At 62.4% G+C, this 19381-nt stretch carries 13 protein-coding genes; 6 read left to right on the forward strand and 7 right to left on the reverse strand.

Annotation, left to right across the window (positions count from 1 at the left end):
* Positions 1–43: 43 nt before the first annotated feature.
* From F3J19_RS20355 to F3J19_RS20380, 6 genes are all read right to left on the reverse strand, one after another.
* Positions 44–2938 carry a bifunctional YncE family protein/alkaline phosphatase family protein gene (locus tag F3J19_RS20355; RefSeq protein WP_240159109.1) on the reverse strand — a complete coding sequence of 965 codons (2895 nt, stop codon included), beginning with the start codon at positions 2936–2938 and terminating at the stop codon, positions 44–46.
* A 955-nt stretch (positions 2939–3893) separates the two neighbouring features.
* Complete coding sequence (locus tag F3J19_RS20360; protein ID WP_167045073.1) at positions 3894–4628, reverse strand: type VI secretion system tube protein Hcp; 735 nt, start codon at positions 4626–4628, stop codon at positions 3894–3896.
* A 322-nt stretch (positions 4629–4950) separates the two neighbouring features.
* Positions 4951–6135 carry a porin gene (locus F3J19_RS20365; RefSeq protein ID WP_167045076.1) on the reverse strand — a complete coding sequence of 395 codons (1185 nt, stop codon included), beginning with the start codon at positions 6133–6135 and terminating at the stop codon, positions 4951–4953.
* Positions 6136–6363: 228 nt separating this feature from the next.
* Complete coding sequence (locus tag F3J19_RS20370; protein ID WP_167045079.1) at positions 6364–8796, reverse strand: glycoside hydrolase family 31 protein; 2433 nt, start codon at positions 8794–8796, stop codon at positions 6364–6366.
* A gap of 18 nt (positions 8797–8814) precedes the next feature.
* A complete protein-coding gene (locus tag F3J19_RS20375; RefSeq protein ID WP_167045082.1) occupies positions 8815–10101 on the reverse strand; it encodes an MFS transporter in 1287 nt (428 codons plus the stop codon).
* 232 nt (positions 10102–10333) lie between these two features.
* On the reverse strand, positions 10334–10585 hold the full coding sequence (locus F3J19_RS20380; RefSeq protein ID WP_167045085.1) for a hypothetical protein: 252 nt from the start codon (positions 10583–10585) through the stop codon (positions 10334–10336).
* Between F3J19_RS20380 and F3J19_RS20385 the strand changes: the two genes are divergently transcribed.
* The 6 genes from F3J19_RS20385 to F3J19_RS20410 all read left to right on the forward strand — a co-directional run bounded on the left by F3J19_RS20385 (position 10585) and on the right by F3J19_RS20410 (position 17849).
* Positions 10585–10920, forward strand: coding sequence for a hypothetical protein (locus F3J19_RS20385; protein WP_167045088.1), 336 nt, complete (start codon positions 10585–10587; stop codon positions 10918–10920). The genes F3J19_RS20380 and F3J19_RS20385 overlap by 1 nt on opposite strands.
* Positions 10921–11256: 336 nt before the next feature.
* Positions 11257–13152, forward strand: a complete 1896-nt coding sequence (locus tag F3J19_RS20390; RefSeq protein ID WP_240159116.1) for an extracellular solute-binding protein — start codon at positions 11257–11259, stop codon at positions 13150–13152.
* A 110-nt stretch (positions 13153–13262) separates the two neighbouring features.
* The gene (locus F3J19_RS20395; protein WP_167045091.1) at positions 13263–14300 is read left to right on the forward strand and encodes an ABC transporter permease subunit; all 1038 of its coding nucleotides are present in this window, start codon (positions 13263–13265) and stop codon (positions 14298–14300) included.
* The gene (locus F3J19_RS20400) at positions 14300–15406 is read left to right on the forward strand and encodes an ABC transporter permease (RefSeq protein WP_167045094.1); all 1107 of its coding nucleotides are present in this window, start codon (positions 14300–14302) and stop codon (positions 15404–15406) included. The genes F3J19_RS20395 and F3J19_RS20400 overlap by 1 nt, the downstream gene beginning before the upstream one ends.
* Positions 15403–17040: a dipeptide ABC transporter ATP-binding protein gene (locus tag F3J19_RS20405; RefSeq protein ID WP_167045097.1), complete on the forward strand. Its 1638-nt coding sequence runs from the start codon at positions 15403–15405 to the stop codon at positions 17038–17040. Before F3J19_RS20400 ends, F3J19_RS20405 begins: the two co-directional genes overlap by 4 nt.
* Before the next feature lie 137 nt (positions 17041–17177).
* Positions 17178–17849, forward strand: a complete 672-nt coding sequence (locus tag F3J19_RS20410; protein ID WP_167045100.1) for a C40 family peptidase — start codon at positions 17178–17180, stop codon at positions 17847–17849.
* Between the two features lie 161 nt (positions 17850–18010).
* Here the strand turns inward: F3J19_RS20410 and F3J19_RS20415 are convergent, their stop codons facing one another.
* Entirely contained in the window at positions 18011–18955 is a 945-nt protein-coding gene (locus F3J19_RS20415; RefSeq protein WP_167045103.1) for a patatin-like phospholipase family protein, read from the reverse strand.
* Between the last annotated feature and the right edge of the window lie 426 nt (positions 18956–19381).

Below are 19381 nucleotides of genomic sequence, written 5' to 3' on the forward strand. Positions count from 1 at the left end.
ATGCAACCCGTCTGCGCCAGGGGCGAACGACAGCGCGACCGACTTAATCGTCGTCGTCGTCCGAGGCGGCGACCGTCTTCGTACCGTCCGCCGCGACCTTCGAATAGATCGAATGCGGCGTCGGATACGGCTTGTCACCCATCACACCCTTCCACAGCACCTGGTTGAACAGCGCCGGCGGAATCAGGTCTTCCTTGGAGAAGTCGAAGTCCTTCGTTGCGTTCGCCCAGTAGGTCGCGCCGTGCAGCGGATGAATGTCCGGACCCTGCGCGTACTGGTTGCCGTCGTTACCGCCCGACGTCGGACCGGTGGCCACGTTACCCACGTTCGTGCCCTTCAGGATCGTCGAGGCAACGGCCGTGTAGGTCCACGAACCATTCGAGTGCGTGTCGAAGAGGTCGGCCATCGGCTTCGCGTAGGCCGTGTTCAGGTCGATGTGCTGGGTGCCCAGTACATCTTCCATCGTACGGACGGCGCTAACCTGGCTGTACGGCGTGCTGACGATCGCCTGCTTCTTCACATACGCGCCGACGACATACGCCGGAGCGCGGTGCGAGTCGACGTGATCGGAGCCGGCCTGCGAGTCGTCCTCGACCACTACGATCAGCGTATTTTTCGCGTACGGGCTGTTCGCGACCGTTTCGACCAGCTTGCCGACGGCGAAGTCGTTATCGGCTTCTTCCTGCTCGGCCGAGGCCATCTGACCCACGTTCTGCGCATAGTTGCCGGTGTGGTCGGAGCCCATGCGGACGAATTCAAACGACGGGAGATTGCCGTTCGCCACGTACTGCTGGAACTCGCGGTTCCATTCGAGCTCGCGGAAGGTGTCCGGATAGGACTGGTCGAAGCCGCGATAGTACGGGTCCGTCAGATTGACGAGCGTCGGCTTGACCGGGTGAACCTGAATGATGTTGGAGGCGAACGGCGTGAGCAGCGGGCTCGCGATCGTGCCGATCGAGCCCGTGTTGTTGACCATGCCGCCGTAGTCGCGCACCGAGCCGCCGGCTTGCAGCACCGCATCGTAGATGTTGGCCTTCTGGTAGCCGAACGGCGCATCCGGCACCGAGATGTCGGCGATACCCGGCAGCACGTTGGCCGTGCCACCCGGCAGCGACGACGTTCCCGTCGTGAAGCTGCCGCCCGTGCCGGCATCGCGCAAGGCGGTCGTCGCGAGGCCGACCGGCACGCCGCGGTTGCTGCCTTCCGATTCGTACGACATGCCGCGCGTGACGCCCGCATAGTTTTCCTGCTGCGAGACTTCTTCGGTCGGCGTGACGTGCGCGTGCTGGACCCACGACCAGCCGTCCATCGAGCCGTCGCCCGGATCGGTGAAGTTGTCGATCGTGACGAAGTTGCTGGCGATGTTGTGGAAGTTCGGCGTCGTGGCCTTGCCGTACATCGTGAGCGTCGGATCGCCGTTCGAGCCGTTGCCGAGGTCGCCGAGGATCTGGTCGAACGTGCGGTTTTCCTTGACGATATAGATCACATGCTTGATGTGATCGTGCATGAACTGCATCGTCTGACGATCGCTTTGCGACTCTTTCACCGAGTAGTGGTTGTTTTCTTCCACCTGGTTCGTGAGGCGCTCGAGCACTTCGCCGCGCGGAACCGGTGCGCTGACGAGGCTGCTCTGCTCCAGGCCGAACTGGTACTGGGCCGTGGCGCCGCCCGGCGTGTAGAGCGGGTTCGGGCCAGTGTTCGACTTGCCGTTGATGATGTACATCTGCGAGCCGTCGGCGCTCAGCGTGATGTCCTTCGGCGCATAGGCGGTCGGGATCAGGCCGGCGACGTGGTAGCCGTTCTGGCCGTCGAGGTCGATCACGGCGATCGAATTATCGCCGTTGTTGACCGCGTACAGCGTCTTGCCGTCCTTCGACACGGTCACGTTGACCGTATCGCGGCCGCTGTACTTCTTGCTGTTGCCATGGCCGTGGCCTTGATCGTTGTCGTTGCCCCAGCCGTGGCCGTGATCGTTGTCATGGCCGTGATCGTTGCCGTGACCATGATCGTGATCGTCGTCGTCCTGATCGTCGCCGGACAGGCTGGCGATGTCGATCGTCTTCTGGACCTTGCGGCTGGACGTATCGATGACCGCCACCTGGTCGGCATTCGACACGGCGACGTAGAGCTTCGATTGATCCGGCGAGAGCGTCATGCCGTAGGCATTGCCTTGCAGGGGAATGCGCGTGATGAATTGCGGCGCGGCCGGGTTCGACAGGTTCAGCACCACGACTTCACGGTCGCGCACCGACGAAACGAACGCGGTGCCGTCCGACTTCAGCGAGACGGCCCACGGGTATTCGCCGCCGGCGACGCCTTGCGCGCCCGACGTGTTGAACGGACGCAGGTCGTATTCCGACGTGACCGTGTTCGACGTCGTGTCGATGAGGGTGATCGAGTCGTTGTAGTTGTTGGCCACGACCAGCGTTCTGCCGTCGGCCGACACGGCGAGACCGCCGGCGTTCGGCTTCACGCCCGAACCGATACCCGTGGTGTGATTCAGCGCGATGGCCGCGGTCTGCGACCATTGGGCCGACGGCGCCGCCGAAGCGCGACCGTACACGTAGACCTTGTCGTCGGCGCCGCCGGTGCCGTACAGGGTCTGGTTGCCGTTCCACGCGAGGCCATCGAACGCATTGTTCTGATGAATGGCTTGCACGAGTTGCGGGTTGGCCTTGTTGGCGCCCGACACATCGTAGATGAAGATGTACTGGGTCGAATCGGCCTTGTCGAGCGTGTTGTTGTTGGTACCCGTGTAGACGGTGTTGTAGCCGGCGGTGATGACCGCGAGCGTATTACCGTCCGGGCTGAGCTGCGACTTGATGGCACCGCTGACCACCTGGGTCGGCTTGGCCGACAGCTGCGGATTCAGCAGTTGTTGCGCGGCACCCGGGATGGCCATCGGGGAAATGAACTGGCCGGTGGGCAGAAGCGCCATGTTGCTCTGCGGAGTCGCGAAGGCCACGCAGCTGGTTAATAGGCTTAAAGCAATGCCGGACTGAACGAGCTTTCGATTCATCGTGCTTCTCCAAAGAATTCAAAACAGAATTGTTGATCTGATTCAAACGGAATCATTTGGTAGAGATATCGCCCCTGATTGCTCAGATGTGCTGACGGTCGATTCACGCGAGACGCATAACAGCACTGCTCTTGCGCTGTCAGCACGGCGATATTTAGTCATCGGCAAGTGTCAATCGAATGACGCGTTTAAATCTGGAGTGCGACGAATAAGAATCGTTATCACGTTATGCAAAAATTAATTCTTATATGACTGTCATGTGTTTATCTGTCATCCTGAATTAAATGAAACTTCACGAAATGGTTCGCTATTTCGTCGTGATTGTCAGAGGAATAGGTGGGCGAGACGCGATTCGAGACGGATCGGCGGAGGCGTTCGTTGGTGACATGTGTCGCCCGGAGTAGGCATGGTCCGGGCGGTGGGATAGGTGCGAGGGCGAGAGCGGGTGTGGCGAAGGCGTGGGCGGAATGAGAGGCCGTACCGCGTTAGAGATGCCGCTTGCGTGACGCTCTAAACGATCAGAACATCGGATTCTGAATCGGTAAACCGCACGGCCAAAATCGACGGTATTGAAATGTTCAATGCCGGTCGATTTTCACAAGGAATCAAGCCTACAACTCTTGCATGACAGAGTGGTGAAATTTATTCGAGAAATGATGATCTTTGTTTGAGTACTTTTTATATGATCTTCCGCCATTTTAGGTATGCATGCCATGCATCGACTCTAGTTTTAACAGGTGACTATTGACCGATGCATAGCATATTGAGAAGCGACTTATCTTTCAAATGTATTTTCATATTCTTTCATTTTAATAAAGAGAAGTGGCTGGTCCGAACGGATTTCCGCTTAGGCCAGGTATCTGCCGAGTCTCGTTTAGCTGTCGTTGTCATAGGTGCCTTTCCATATGATTTGTCCGGGCATGAGACCCCCGCCTAAGCCTTCCTGTAGTCCCTCGTTAACGCCGCGAACAACGATCACGGCAGGGGCGGCATTGACAGCCAGGGTCATGAACGACTGAATCATGATCGCCATTTCCAGTAGCTCAGGTTTTATGCCACAAAGCAAAACCGTCACATCCGTACCGTAGAGCAGGTCAGAGCTGCCGTCAAAATAGATCGCATCACCTTCCAACTTTTGTGGCGTGAGATTGCCATGACATGCTGCTGTTTCATAGACGATGCCGTTGCTGGGGAAGTCGGTTGTTGATCCGGTTCCAGCGATTTCCCGTCCTTTGAGGGTTATTTTGGGCAAGGTTAGTTTTCTGTGCAGCAGTTTCGGAATCGGGACGGAGATAGCCATCCCAAATCCGGCATATTTGAACTGCCGGCGTTTGCCTTCAGGGTCATCCAGAACCAGGAGTCCAGCGGATACGAGGAATGCGCCAAGACTACTCGCGCCGAGTTGACTTTGTACGGTGTATTCCTGCTTCACCCTGGCGAACGGGAGCGTTACGTGCTCCCAGTAGGTGCTGGTCGCCGCATTGGGCTCCACGCCCGTAATGATCACATCGCCTATCGTGATCTTTAGAAAATCGAGTGGCGTATCCGCCACACCATCTCCACTTTGATTTGAGTTTGACCTGTTGTTAGCCAGTAAACGATCAACCATTCGGCGTCGCTCGCGGCGCTTTCACGTACGTCCGTTTCGCGTAGATGTGCCGTGCCAGGCTATGTTCGGAAAAGTCCATTTCAATTGGAATGGGATAACTCCGAAAAGTGGGATTGTGAGATCGGAATCAAAACCAAAGGCCTGCGCGGGATTGCTCCGGCAGGCCCGTCAGTCATTGCAGTTGAAGCTACTATGACAGTGCAAACAGATCGGTTTCGCGACTCGGGCGCGAGCGATCATGCTGCGTCGTCTTATCTAATCGGAAAACCTCGGTCAACCCATGTCATGGACGAAGAGCAGCACCCGCTCCAATGACGTTCAATCAGAACGCGTGCCGCAACCCCACCATCCCGACGAACTGCGAAGGCCCCGACGACGGCGTCGTGTTCTGCGAGTCGCCCACCACCGCGACCGCGTCGGCAATGCTCACGCCGCTGCCCGCCGCGATCAGCGCCTTGCCGCTCGCATGCTGATATGCCTCGAGCGCATAGAGCGTCGTGCGTGTCGAGAGGTTGTACGTCTGCTCGAACGAAATCTGCTGGTAGTGCGCGGGATCGTCGATGCCGTTCGCCTTGCTCTGCTGCGTGAAGCTATAGCCGCCGCCGACCGTCACGCTCGGCGTGACCCGGTAGGTCGCAATCACGCCGTAGGTGTTGAACACGGCCTTGTCGAGGAACAGCGAGCCGTTGCCCGGCGCGTACTGCACGTTCGAGTAGTTGAGCCCGACCATCAGATCGTGCCAGCTATAGCGGCCCGCCGCCGCGAACAGTTGCGCGCTGCGCGCGCTCGCATAACCGTTGTTCACCGGCGAGTTGATCGCGAAGCTGCCGAGCGCCGCGCTCGTCGCGACGTCCTTGAGCTTCACGTAGCCGGCCGCGATCGACACCGGCTGATAGTCGTAGCGGAACGCCGCGCTGAAATTGCTGCCGTTCGCGACGCTGCCCGGCACGCCGCCGAGCGCGTATTGCGCGCTCATCTGCAGGCCCGCGAGCGTCGGCGATAAGTAGGTTACCGAATTATTGAAGCGCAGCGTCGTGTCGAGCGCGTCGATATCGCCGGGGTGCGCGCCGGTCGCACCGGTCAGCACGCCGGTCGGCCCGAGCGCGCCGACCATGTTGAAGTAGGGCGTGTACTGGCGGCCGAGCGTCACGGTGCCGTAGCGGTCATTGGCGAGGCCGACATAAGCCTGGCGGTTGAACAGGTAGCCCGCGGTGCTTTGCGCGCCGGTCAGCGAATTGAAGCCGCTTTCGAGCCGGAAGATCGCCTTCGTGCCGCCGCCGAGATCTTCCGAGCCGACCAGGCCGAACTTGCTCGCCTGCAGGTTGCCCTGGCTCATATAGAAGTTCGAATGCCCCTTCTGGTTGCTGACATAGCTGAACGCATTGTCGACGACGCCATACAGCGTGACGCTGCTTTGCGCCGATGCGTTGGTCGACAATACGGCGCCCGCGAACGGCAGGCAGCAGAGGACGAACGCGCGGATGCGCGCGTGCTGGATGGGATTCATGATGGACGTGTCTCCAGACTGGATGAATAGGCTTGAGAGATCAATGAGCGCTCGGTCAGTTTCCGATTGGAGTGGGTCGGAGTTGATAGGGCGTTCATCGATCTCTCAGGCCGCTGCGGTTGTTGTTTCGTGCTGCGCGGTACTTCGTCTTTTGTACTTCGTACGTCGTTTGTGCTTCGTTTGTGCTTCGTTTGTGCCTCGTGGTGCTGGCGAGTGTCTCGCGATACCTCAGTGCGGCAGTGAAACTGTCAGGCAGCGCCAGCCGTCCGCGACATGGTCGTCGGCCAGCGTGCCGTTTGCGCAGACGATCGCGCGCGTTTCGCTCATCGGCACGAAGATGCGAACCTGCGCTTGCACCTGCGATTGCGGCAGCCAGCCCGGACGCTCGACCGCGATGCGCAACGTGCCCGTATCGTCGCTCGATAGCGCGACCTTCCAGCGCCCTTGCTCGCCGTTGCGCCATGCCTCGCTCTCGCCGTCGTCTTCGATCGAGCCGCCTTGCGCGGTGCCCATGCCCGCATACGGCACCGCGATGAACGCGCGTTCGTCGGCGGGGCGGCCGAAGTGCTGCTCGGCAACGTTCAGCGGAATCACGCTGCCTTCGCGCAGCAGGAACACGGGACGCTCGAACGGCGCCGGCAGCGTGACGGTCTGGCCGCCAGCGAACGTCTCGCCGCTCCAGTACGACACCCAGCGCGTGCCGGCCGGCAGATACACGTCGCGCGTGGTCCGGTTCGCGTCGACCACCGGCGCGACCAGCATCGACGAGCCGAGCATCATGTCGTCGCCGTCGGCGAGGCAGCGCGGATCGTGCGGAAACTCCGCGAACATCGGCCGCAACACCGGCTCGTAAGCGCTGTGCGATTGCCACAGCAGTTCGTACAGGTAAGGGATGAGCCGGTAGCGCAGCTTGATCAGATCGGCGACCTGTTGCGTGACCTCGGGGTACATCCACGGCTCGTTGACGGTGCCGTCGTCGTTCCACGAGTGAATCGAAAAGCGCGGCAGGAAGATGCCGAACGCGACCCAGCGCGCGAACAGTTCCGCTCCAGGCGCCGGACCCGCGAAGCCGCCGATGTCGTGTCCGCTGTTCGAGATGCCGGACATCGCGAGTCCGAGGCCCATCTTCAGATTGAAGCGCAGCGTTTCCCACGACGTGTAGTTGTCGCCCGACCATGTCTGCACGTAGCGATGCATGCCGACGCCGCCCGAGCGCGACACGAGGAACGGCCGTTTGTCTGGCGCATGCTCGCGCTGCGCGTCGTGCGACGCGCGCATCATCAATTGCGTTTGCAACACCTTGGCCTGATGCTCCGGATAGGCACGGCCGAAGCCATGCGCGAGCGCATTCGGCGTCCAGATCTCGAACTCGTTGTTGTCGTTCCACGTGGCCGCGATGCCGTACCGGAGCAGCGCGTCTTTCACGCGCGCTTTCCACCAGTCGATCGTTGCCGGATTCGTGAAGTCGAGATAGGCGCCCACTTCGTCCCAGAACTGCACCCATGCGGGTTCGCCGTCGGATGCTGCGATCAGCAGACCGGCTTGCGCGACTTCCCCGAACTTCGGATGGTCTTGCAGCAAACACGGCTTGATATTGGCGCACAGCCGCACGCCGTGATCGAGATAGCTTTGCACGAAGCCGTCGATGTCCGGAAACTTCTCGTGATTCCAGTTGAACACGTAGCGCTTCGGCCCGATCGACGTATAGCCCGAGGACAGATGGAACGAATCGCACAGCACGTCGTGCTCGCGGCAGCGCTCGATGAATTCGCCCATCTGCTGCTGCGCGTCCGGCGCGTCGGTGTAGCTCATCGTCGAGCCGGAGTAGCCGAGGCCCCACTTCGGCATCCACGCGGGACGGCCAGTGAGCCACGTGAAGCGGCGCACCGCGTCGAGCGGCGTGCCCGGCGAGGCGATGAAGTAATAGTCGAGATCGCCATGCTCGGCGATGAAATGGCGATAGTGGCCGTGATAGTTGTCGAGCTCGCGGCCCATGTCGAAGCGGCAATCGGCGAGCGTGTCGTAGAAGAGCCCGAAGCCCGTCGACGTCTGCGGCTGCCATGTCACGTAAAACGGAATGTGCTTGTAGAGCGGGTCCGTGGTGCGCGCGCTGTAGCCCATCGCGTCGATGTTGCGCATCTCGTAGCTCTGCTGCGCGCGATCGAGCGAGCCGGCGCGCTCACCGAAGCCGACGTACATTTCGTCGCGGCGCCGTTCGAGGTAGTGATAGACGCGCGAGTCCCACCAGCCGAAGTTGTACGCCTGCGTTTTGCGATCGCTCATGACGCGATGCCACGTGCCCTCGTGCAGGATGTCCCATGCGCAGGTGCCGCCTTCGAGCGCCACGCTCACGCGCACGCGCGCGGTTTCGATCACGACGTGGCCGGCCTGTTCCGAGACCGTGAACGGCGGCGGCGTGAAGCCGCTCAGGTCGTGCCGTTCGCGGCCTGCGAGCGGCACGTCGTCGGCGCCGGGCGCGATCGCCCACGTGCGTGGTCCACGCGTTTCGCCGTCCGGCAGCACGAGCACGCGGATGATGTCGTCCGCGAGCACGAACAGTTCGATGCGGCAGTTCGGTTGCGCAGTCAGCACGATCGGGTTGCCGGCCGTGGACGACAGCGCGAAGCGCGGCGGATGCCTGAGAGTGGTCGATGAGGGCATGATGGGTCTCGAGGAAGGTTACGCGGCCGTGCCGGCGTTGAGTTCGGCGCGGCGCGCGCGGCCATGGCGCGGCACGCCGCGCATCAGGATGATCAGCAGCGTCGCGCCGATGATGTCGAATACGCCGAGCGCACCGAACAGCGGCGTATAGCCGATCGAATCGGCGAGCGCGCCGACCATCAGCGAGAAGCCGAGGCCGCCGATCCACGCGGCCATGCCCGCAAAGCCGGCAACGGTGCCGACCTCGCCCGGGTCGAAGACGTCGGCGGCGAGCGTGTTGACGAGCGCGGAGAGCATCTGGTGCGCGAAGCCGCCCACGCAGAACAGCGCGATGGCCTGATACGGCGACGAGACGAAGCCGATCGACGCCGGCCCGAGCATCATCAGCGCGCCGAGCACGACGCCGGCGATGCGCGACCAGATCAGCGGCACGCGCAGATGCTTCATCAGGAACGGCGACAGGTAGCCGCCGAACAGGCCGCCGAGGTCGGCGGCAAGGAACGGCAGCCAGGCGAACATCGCGATCTGCTTCAGATCCATATGACGCTGCGTGGCGAGATAGAGCGGAATCCAGAAGCTGAACGTTTGCCAGGCGGGCTCGGCGAAAAAGCGCGCCTGCGCGATCGCCCAGAAGCGGCGCGTGCGCAGCACCTCGCGCACGCTCGCGCGCTGCGCGGCGGGCGGCGCCTGGCCGTCGAGAATCATGCTGCGTTCGGCATCGCTGGCGCGCTTGTGTTCGTTGGGCGAGCGATACATCAGATACCACATGGCGGCCCACACGAAGCCGAGTGCGCCGGTGACCGCGAACGCGCTCTGCCAGCCGTAGCGCAGCGACAGGAACACCACGAGCGGCGGCGCGAGCAGCGAGCCGAGCGAGGTCCCCATATTGAAGTAGCCGACCGCGACCGATTTTTCGCGGTCGGGAAACCATTCTGCGACCACCTTCATGCCGGCCGGAATCGCGGCCGCTTCGGAGAGGCCCATGAAGCCGCGCAAGGCCGCGAGCGAAAACCAGCTGCCTGCGAAACCGTGGAACACGCCGGTCAGCGACCACAGGCAGGCGAACAGCGCAAAGCCGAGCCGCAGGCCGATCATATCGATGATGAGGCCGCAGATCGGCTGCATCACCGTGTAGCCGACCTGGAACGCGCCGACGACATACGAATATTGCTGTGTGCTCATGTGCAGCAGCTTCATCAGCTCGGGGGCCATCACGCCGAGCGCGTTGCGCGACAGATAGTTGATGATCGTCCCGAGGCAGACGAGGGCGATGATCCACCAGCGCAATCCCTTGATCGTTTTCAAAATCAGTCTCCGTGGCGCGGCGAAACGCCACGCGGGTGGCGGCGCTCGCTGATGCGCGAATTCGAACATTTGTTGATTTTCGGTGACAGTCATCCTACCACTTGCAATGGGCCGAGATACCAGGGAAAACCATGTCGATTTCTCAAAGTTTCCTTGATTTTCCGGGATAATTTGGAGATTTCTTATTTCAGATCGTAATGTGATCTGATGACTGATTTTTTGTTAGACAGGTTTATATGTTCTTTCGAACATCGTAATGTTCGTTTTCGGTGTCGGCAAAACGAACCGGTTCGAAGCGCCGCAGGCGGCGGGCGAGGCCATTTTTTGCCGCCTTCTTCACCGCTTTATGTCCGATGTAACCAGACGTTACCTGTTGCGTGAGCACGCGATTTTCAGCATCAGTTATTACAAAGTTGAAATACGCGCGACGCGACCTTGCGTTATATTTCCGCCAACAAAACGTGTTTCCATAAAGGGTGATCAATGAAGTCCGCTCGTCTTGTTCCGCTTGTGCTCGGGGTGTTGACGTTGGCCGCGTCGGGTGCGGCGATGGCCGGTGGCCTCAACGTCGGCGTCAATATCGGCATTCCCGCTCCGGTCTACGTTGCGCCGGCTCCGGTCTACGCACCGCCGCCGCCGCCCGTCGTCTATCAGCCGGCGCCTGCTTATTACGGTGGTCCGCAGATCGTGATCGGCTGGCATGGCGACCGTTACTGGGACGGCCATCGCTACTGGGCGCGTGACGACTGGTATCGCCACCATCCGCCGGGACGCGGCGGCTATGGACACGATCGCGGCAATCATCGCGGTTGGCACTGAGTCGGCACTGAGTCAGCGCTGCCTGGTGCTGCGGCGTTGAGCCGGTGTCAGGCATCACGCTGCGTGTTGCGCAGCTCATTACGCTCCTTAACCGGCAGCGCAAAACGGAAACCGCCCGCAAGGGCGGTTTTTCTTTGGTGCGAGCGTTTGTAACCACAACGCATGGCCTTGCACGAGTCGAGCAGATTGCGCGGATTAATTGGGTAGAATGCCCCGCACCGCCATTGCCCACTCATCAGCAAGACCTCTATGACAACTGGCTCGCGACGGGTTCGAACGCCTCATGTATTTCTGCACCACGTGATTCATGGACCCTTGCGCGCCGCGCTCGCTGCCATGCTGGCCTGTGCGGGTCTGCTCGCGGCGGCGCCGGCGCAAGCGGTCCATGCGATCGCGCAATACGGCGAGCCGAAATATCCGGCCGGCTTCAAGCACTTCGACTATGTGAATCCCGATGCGCCGAAGGGCGGCACGCTCGTGCTCGCGAACCCGAGCCGCCTGACGAGCTTCGACAAGTTCAATCCGTTCACGCTGCGCGGCAATCAGGCGCCGGGCCTCGAAATGATGTTCGAGAGTCTGACGACCGGCAGCGGCGACGAAGTCGCATCGGCGTACGGGCTGCTCGCCGACGACATCGTCGTCGCGCCCGACGGTCTCTCGGTCACGTTCCACATCAACCCGCACGCGCGTTTCTCGAACGGCGACCCCGTCACCGCCGACGACGTCAAGTTCTCGTTCGACACGCTGAAAAGCCCGCAGGCCGCGCCGCAATACGCATCGATTTTCGGCGAGATCACGCGTGCGGTCGTCGTCGATCCGCAGACGGTGCGCTTCGAGTTTCGCGACCGCAATCGCGAGTTGCCGCTCGTCGCGGGCAGCATGCCGGTGTTCTCGCGCAAGTGGGGGATGAAGCCGGACGGCCGCCGGATTCCGTTCGACCAGTTCGCGTTCGAAAAACCGATCGCGAGCGGCCCGTATCTGATCGAGAGCTACGACAACGGCCGCACGATCACGTTTAAACGCGACCCGCACTACTGGGGCGCCGATCTGCCGGTGCGCGTCGGCACCGACAACTTCGAGCGCATCGTCTATAAGCTCTACGCGGACAGCACCGCGCGGCTCGAAGCGTTCAAGGCCGGCGAATACGATGCACTCGTCGAATACATCGCGCGCAACTGGGTGCGGCGCGACATCGGCAAGAAGTTCGACAGCGGCGAGCTGGTCAAGCGCGAATTCGCGCAGCACAACGGCTCCGGCATGCAGGGCTTCATCCTCAACACGCGGCGGCCGTTGTTCCAGGATGTGCGCGTGCGCAAGGCGCTCGATCTCGCGCTCGACTTCCAGTGGCTGAACCGGCAACTGTTCTTCAACCAGTACACGCGTATCGACAGTTATTTCGCCAATACCGAATGGCAGGCGAAAGGGTTGCCGTCGCCGGGCGAACTCAAGCTGCTCGACCCGTTTCGCGACAAGCTCGACCCAGCCGTGTTCGGTCCGATGCCGACGCAGCCCGATACCGATCCGCCCGGTTCGCTGCGCGCCAATCTGCTGCGCGCGCGCGATCTGTTGCAGCAGGCCGGCTGGGTCTATCGCGACGGCGCGCTGCGCAACGCCAGGGGCGAGCCGTTCCGCTTCGAGATTCTCGACGATTCGGGCTCGGCATCGTCGATGGAGCCGATCATCGCGACCTTCACGCGCAATCTGCAGAAGCTCGGCATTACCGTGACGTTCCGCACGGCCGATTTCGCGGTCTACCAGAAGCGCCTCGATGCATTCGATTTCGACGTGACGACGCTGCGTATGCCCGATGTTCAGGTGCCCGGTTCGGAGCAGGTCAACCGCTACGGCAGCAAGGCCGCCGATACGCCCGGTTCCGACAACGCGATCGGCGTGAAGTCGCCGGCGGTCGATGCCGTGCTTGACGCGCTCGTGCATGCGCAAACGCGCGAGCAACTGACCGACGCCACGCACGCGCTCGATCGTCTGCTCATGCATGGCTATTACGTCGTGCCGCACTGGTACAGCGGCACGCACCGGGTCGCGTTCAAGCGCGGGCTCGCCTGGCCGAAGACCTTGCCACTGTACTATGGCGCGGAAGGCTGGATCACGTCGATGTGGTGGTACGAAGACCCGCGGGCACGTGGGCAAGCGGACCCGCAAACGGATCGGCCGGCACCGGCACAAACGCCGCCGTCCGTCGGCGCGTCGCCGAAGCCGCAGCCGAAACCGTAGCCGTAGCCGTAGCCGCCTCGTCGCAGCGCCGCGTTGCTCGCGCCTCGCCGATTTCGATTTCATCACCGACTGTCCGTTCACCTCAACGCTGTCGCACCGGAACACCGCCTATGTGGAGCTACATCCTCAAACGTCTGCTGCTGATGATCCCGACCTTGCTCGGCGTGCTCACGCTGACCTTCGCCGTGATCCAGTTCGTGCCGGGCGGACCGGTCGAGCAGATGCAGCACGAGCTGCGCAAGGGCGCGGAGGGCGCCGCGCCGTTCGGCCTGCGCGCGCATAGCGGCGTCGACGCGCAACAGGTCGCGCAACTGAAGCAGCTCTACGGTTTCGACAAACCGCCGCTCGAACGCTATGTGCTGATGCTCAGGCGCTTCGCGAGCTTCGATCTCGGGCAAAGCTACTTTCGCCATCAAAGCGTGTGGTCGCTGATCGTCTCGAAGCTGCCGGTGTCGATCAGCATCGGCCTGTGGACGTTCTTCCTCACGTATCTGATATCGGTGCCGCTCGGCATCGCGAAAGCCGTGCGCAACGGCTCGCGCTTCGACATCGCGACGAGCCTCGTCGTGCTGATCGGCTATGCGATTCCGGGCTTCGTGCTCGGCGTGTTGCTGCTCGTGCTGTTCGGCGGTGGCACGTTCCTGCAGCTGTTTCCGCTGCGCAACCTCACGTCCGACAACTGGGACCAGCTGAGCCTGTTCGGCAAGATCCTCGACTATCTATGGCATATCGCATTGCCGATCACGGCCTCGGTGGTCGGCAGCTTCGCGGTCGTCACGATGCTGACGAAGAACGCGTTCCTCGACGAAATCCGCAAGCAGTACGTGCTGACCGCGCGCGCCAAAGGTTTGTCGGAACGGCGCGTACTGTGGAAGCACGTGTTCCGCAATGCGTTGCTGCCGTTGATCGTCGGCTTTCCGGGCGCGTTCATCGGCGCGTTCTTCACCGGCAGCCTGCTGATCGAAACGCTGTTTTCGCTCGACGGGCTCGGGTTGCTGTCGTATGAATCGGTGATGCGGCGCGACTATCCGGTCGTGCTCGGCACGCTGTATCTGTTCACGCTGATCGGCCTCGTCACGCGGCTGATCTCCGACCTTTGCTATGTGTGGGTCGATCCCCGCATCCAATTCGAACAACTGGAGCGCTGATGAATCGAGCCCGCCTTTCCGCCGATGCGACGGCGCGCAGCGAATTGCCGCGCGCGCTCGTGTCGCCCACGCCCGCGCGCCGCGTGTGGCGGCGTTTTCGCCAGCAGCGGCTCGGCTACTGGAGCCTCGTTATCTTTCTCGTCGCGTTCGCGGCGAGCCTCGCCGGGCCGCTGTGGTCGAACGACAAGCCGCTCGTTGCGCGCTATGACGGCCACCTGTATTTCCCGATGTTCAAGACCTATGCGGAAACCACTTTCGGCGGCGACTTCCCGACGCCGGCCGATTATCTTGACCCGTACATCAAACATCGCTTTGACGCGCCGGGCAACTTCGCGCTGTATCCGCCGAACCATTACTACTACGACACGCTGAACTACTTCTCGACGTCGCCGAACCCGGCGCCGCCGTCGCGCGAAAACTGGCTCGGCACCGACGACCGCGGCCGCGATCTGTTCGCGCGGCTGCTATACGGCTTTCGCGTGTCGGTCGAATTCGGCCTCGTGCTCACGGTAATCAGCACGATACTCGGCATTGCCGCCGGCGCCGTGCAAGGTTATTTCGGTGGACGAACCGATATCGTCGGGCAGCGCCTCATCGAAATCTGGAACGCGATGCCGCAGCTTTATCTGCTCATCATCTTCTCGTCGATCTTCGAACCCGGCTTTGCGTTGCTGATCGTGCTGCTCTCGCTGTTCAACTGGATTGGCCTGTCCGATTATGTGCGCGCCGAATTCCTGCGCAATCGCCAGCAGGACTACGTGCGCGCCGCGCGCGCGATGGGCCTCTCGCACTGGCAGATCATCTGGCGTCATGTTTTGCCGAATAGCCTCACGCCGGTCATCACGTTCCTGCCGTTCAGCATGAGCAGTGCGATTCTGGCGCTGACGAGTCTCGACTTTCTCGGTCTCGGCGTGCCGGCGCCAACGCCGAGCCTTGGCGAACTGCTCGCGCAAGGCAAGGCGAATCTCGACGCGTGGTGGATCTCGGTGTCCACCTTCGGCGTGCTCGTGGCGATGCTGCTGTTGCTGACCTTCATGGGCGACGCGCTGCGCAATGCGCTCGACACGCGCATCTCCGATGCGATGCGTGCCGGAGGTCAGCAATGAGCGCCACGTTGCCAGGTAATCCGCAAGACGCGGCGGCGGAGAAGCCGCTGCTCGAACTCGATCATCTGCGCGTGACGTTCGGCGATACCGTCGCGGTCAACGACGTGACGCTCGCGATCGGACGCGGCGAGCGCGTCGCGCTGGTCGGCGAATCGGGCTCGGGCAAGAGCGTGACCGCGCTGTCGGTGCTGCGGCTGCTGGCCGACGCGCAGGTGAGCGGCACGATCCGTTTCGACGGCGAGGACCTGCTCGCGAAAAGCGAGCGCGCGATGCGCGGCCTGCGCGGCTCCGACATCGCGATGATCTTCCAGGAGCCGATGACGGCGCTCAATCCGCTCTACACGATCGGCGACCAGATTGCCGAGACGATCGTCGCGCATGACGGCGCGAGTGCGAGCGAGGCGGCGCGGCGCACGGTCGAGCTGCTCGCGCGCACGGGCATCGCCGAGCCGGGCAAGCGTGCGAACAGCTATCCGCATCAACTGTCGGGCGGCCAGCGGCAGCGCGCGATGATCGCGATGGCGCTCGCGTGCCGTCCGCGTCTGCTGCTCGCCGACGAGCCGACCACGGCGCTCGACGTGACGATCCGCGCGCAGATCGTCGAGCTGCTGCTCGAACTGCAGCGCGACGAAGCGCAGAAGCGCGGCATGGCCGTGCTGCTGATTACGCACGACCTGAACCTCGTGCGCCACTTCGCGCAGCGCGTCGCGGTGATGGAGCAGGGCGTGCTCGTCGAGAGCGGGCCGGTCGAACAGCTGTTCGAGGCGCCGCGGCATCCGTATACGCAGCGCCTGCTCGCGAGCCGGCCGCAGCGCTCGGTCGTGCCGGTGATGCCGATCGCGCCCGTGCTGCTCGAAGCGCGCGAGGTCTCGGTCGATTTCAGAACGAAGCTGCCGGGCTTGCGCGGCTGGTTCGGCTCCGGCCATTTTCGCGCGGTCGACGCGGCGAACCTGTCGGTGCGCCAGGGCGAGACGCTCGGGATTGTCGGCGAGTCGGGTTCGGGCAAGTCGACGCTCGCGATGGCGCTGCTCGGCCTGCAGCGCACCGCGCACGGCGAGATCGAATTTCAGGGCAGGGCGCTCGGCAGCTATCGCGGCGCGGAAAAGACCGCCTTGCGCTCGACTATGCAGGTCGTCTTTCAGGATCCTTTTAGTTCGCTTTCGCCGCGGCAGACGATCGAGCGCATCGTCGGCGAGGGGCTCGCGCTGCATCGGCCGACGATGACGCCCGAGGCGCGGCGCGACAAGGTGATTGCGGTGCTGCGCGAAGTCGGCATCGACCGTACGGCGTTGTATCGCTATCCACATGAATTCTCGGGCGGCCAGCGGCAGCGCATTGCGATTGCGCGGGCGCTGGTGCTGGAGCCGCGCGTGCTGATCCTCGACGAACCGACGAGCGCGCTCGACGTGTCGATCCAGCAGCAGGTGCTGAAACTGCTCGCCGGTTTGCAGCAGAAATACAATCTCGGCTTCGTGTTCATCAGCCACGATCTCGAGGTGATCGGGGCGATGGCGCACCGTATCGTGGTGATGCAGAACGGTTCGATCGTCGAGAGCGGGGAGGCCGAGAAGGTTTTTGCGACGCCGTCGCACCCTTACACGCGAAAGCTGCTGAAAGCAGCGCTTGACCGTTGATTTTTCACTCCTTTAACAATTGGGAGTGTATCTCGATTGAATTTTTCTATTTCTTTTGACACACAAATACTTACTGGCTACTATCGACCAAACTTTTTTTCGCAGTCCACTGATTTTTAGGCAAAAACTACTGACCAATGCAGCAAGGAAATCTAACCCAGGCTTGCACGCGCGTCGTCGCCGGGATGTTCATTGGCGTCCTGATGGCAGCAGCTCCCGGCGCGTTCGCCGACGAACCCGGCAGTTTCAATCAGAACGCCTCCTATTCGACCACCAGCGGGTCGAATTCTTCCTCCCTCTCCACTCCCCAGACTCAAAGCCCAGCGGCCGACAGCGATAGCGGCAGCACCCGGTCGTTCCTTTCCGGCATGGCCGGCAAAGCGGGCGACGTGGTGGTCGGCGCGCTGAACATGATCGGCGTTCGCTACCGCTGGGGCGGCAATACGCCGGATTCGGGGCTCGATTGCAGCGGTTTCGTGCGCTACGTGTTCCAGGACACGCTGGGCCTCGCGCTGCCGCGCCGCGCCGAGGAAATGAGCCGGGTGGGCGAAAAGGTGCGCGTGAGCGACCTGAAGCCGGGCGATCTGGTGTTCTTCAATACGATGCGCCGTACGTTCTCGCATGTGGGCATCTATATCGGCGACAACAAGTTCGTGCATTCGCCGTCTACCGGCAGCACGATCCGCGTCGACGACCTGGATGACGGCTACTGGGAAAAGCGCTTCACGGGTGCACGCCGGATCGAGACCTCGTATGACGGCGACGATCTGCGCAAGCGCGTGAACGCGACGATCGGCGGGAATAACTGATTCCGCGCCGCATTGGCGATAAAAAAGCCTGCTTCGTCTGAAGCAGGCTTTTTGCATTTCATGTGCGCATTTTGCGATGGGGATGCGGTCTCGCCGCCGGTACACCGGTATGCCGGTACGATCGTACGCGGCGGCTCGTACCGGCTTTTAACCCGAACCGCTTACGCCCCTAGCCGGCGTGCGGCGAGCTTGCGCTGCAACTCCGGCATCATCTTCGCCACGGCTTCCTCGCCCGCGAGGATCGCCGCATTGCGCTGCGAGAAGTCGCTGCCGCTCATCGCGGCGAGATTCGGGCGGATCACGATGTCGGCGTACTTGTCGAGCTCGTAGGCCTTGATCGTCTGGCCCATGATCGTGAAGGTTTGCATCAGCACGTCGAACGAACTCGTGGTGACGCCGGTTTCAGGGCGCTGCGAGATGTCGACCGCGATCACGAAATCCGCGCCCATCTTGCGCGCGAACGACGCCGGCACGGGGCTCACGAGGCCGCCGTCCACATACTCGTGACCGCCGATCTTCACCGGCTCGAAAATCGACGGCACGCTGCACGACGCACGCACCGCGATGCCGGTGTTGCCGCGCTGGAACAGGATCGGCTGACCGGTTTGCAGATCGGTCGCGACCACGCCCAGCGGCTTGACCATCTTTTCGATCGGGCGATTGTGCAGCGTCGTGTTCAGGTAGTTCTGCAGCGCGACGCCTTGCAGGAAACCGCGCGTGCGAAACGGCATGGCCCAGTCGCTGATCGAGGCTTCGTCCATCGCGAGCGCGAGCTTGTTCAGCGCAAAGCCGTTCATACCCGACGCGTACAGCGCGCCGACGACCGAACCGGCGCTGGTGCCGGCGACGAGATCGATCTGGACATTGCGCGCCTCGAGCGCCTTGATCACGCCGATATGCGCGAAGCCGCGCGCGGCGCCGCCACCGAGCGCGAGCGCGACGCGCAGAGGCTTCTCGGCTTTTTCGGGCGGCGGGGGAGTGGTGGGCGTGGCGGCGACCGGTGTGCTATCGACTGTGCTGCCGGTCGTGGTGCAGGCGGCGAGCACCGCGGATGCGGCCGCCAGCGAGAAGTTGCGGCGGCTCAAACGGAGGGATGACGGTTTCAACAGGATTCTCCAGCAACGGCGCGGGCAGCGCGGTGGCGCCGCGCGTGCCGCGATCAGCCCGAGGGGCGAACTGGGTTCAGGCGAGCTTGCCGCCGGACCTCGGGCGCAACGGATCGCCGACGGCGATTGCGCGCTGCGTGATGACGTCCAATCGAGCTTTTCCGACTGGGTGTCCGATTGCAGCGCGCACATCATAAAGCAAAGGATCGGCTCGCGCGGCGCGCTGTAATGAAACGTTGCAGAGGAAGTATTCGGGTGTGGTGGGCGAGGTGAGCAGCGCGGTTTTCGGGGGAGTCTCGCGTGTGGAGGCCGGGGCATGCGTAGCATTACCCGGATTCGCAATGACCGCTGATGGCCTGCGTGGACGCACGGTTTTGTCTTGCACGTAGGCCGCGATGTCCGCGCCCGAGCCGGCAGCTCGCCGTC

The sequence above is a fragment of the Burkholderia sp. Ax-1724 genome (assembly GCF_011752995.1).
Lineage (GTDB): Bacteria > Pseudomonadota > Gammaproteobacteria > Burkholderiales > Burkholderiaceae > Paraburkholderia.

What these genes read in the sequence shown, in the direction of transcription:
- F3J19_RS20390 (WP_240159116.1), top strand. Translation starts at nt 11,257, where the DNA reads ATGCTGGCCTGTGCGGGTCTGCTCGCGGCGGCGCCGGCGCAAGCGGTC.
- F3J19_RS20360 (WP_167045073.1), bottom strand. Translation starts at nt 4,628, where the DNA reads ATGGTTGATCGTTTACTGGCTAACAACAGGTCAAACTCAAATCAAAGT.
- F3J19_RS20395 (WP_167045091.1), top strand. Translation starts at nt 13,263, where the DNA reads ATGTGGAGCTACATCCTCAAACGTCTGCTGCTGATGATCCCGACCTTG.
- F3J19_RS20370 (WP_167045079.1), bottom strand. Translation starts at nt 8,796, where the DNA reads ATGCCCTCATCGACCACTCTCAGGCATCCGCCGCGCTTCGCGCTGTCG.
- F3J19_RS20410 (WP_167045100.1), top strand. Translation starts at nt 17,178, where the DNA reads ATGCAGCAAGGAAATCTAACCCAGGCTTGCACGCGCGTCGTCGCCGGG.
- F3J19_RS20400 (WP_167045094.1), top strand. Translation starts at nt 14,300, where the DNA reads ATGAATCGAGCCCGCCTTTCCGCCGATGCGACGGCGCGCAGCGAATTG.
- F3J19_RS20365 (WP_167045076.1), bottom strand. Translation starts at nt 6,135, where the DNA reads ATGAATCCCATCCAGCACGCGCGCATCCGCGCGTTCGTCCTCTGCTGC.
- F3J19_RS20385 (WP_167045088.1), top strand. Translation starts at nt 10,585, where the DNA reads ATGAAGTCCGCTCGTCTTGTTCCGCTTGTGCTCGGGGTGTTGACGTTG.
- F3J19_RS20355 (WP_240159109.1), bottom strand. Translation starts at nt 2,938, where the DNA reads ATGGCGCTTCTGCCCACCGGCCAGTTCATTTCCCCGATGGCCATCCCG.
- F3J19_RS20405 (WP_167045097.1), top strand. Translation starts at nt 15,403, where the DNA reads ATGAGCGCCACGTTGCCAGGTAATCCGCAAGACGCGGCGGCGGAGAAG.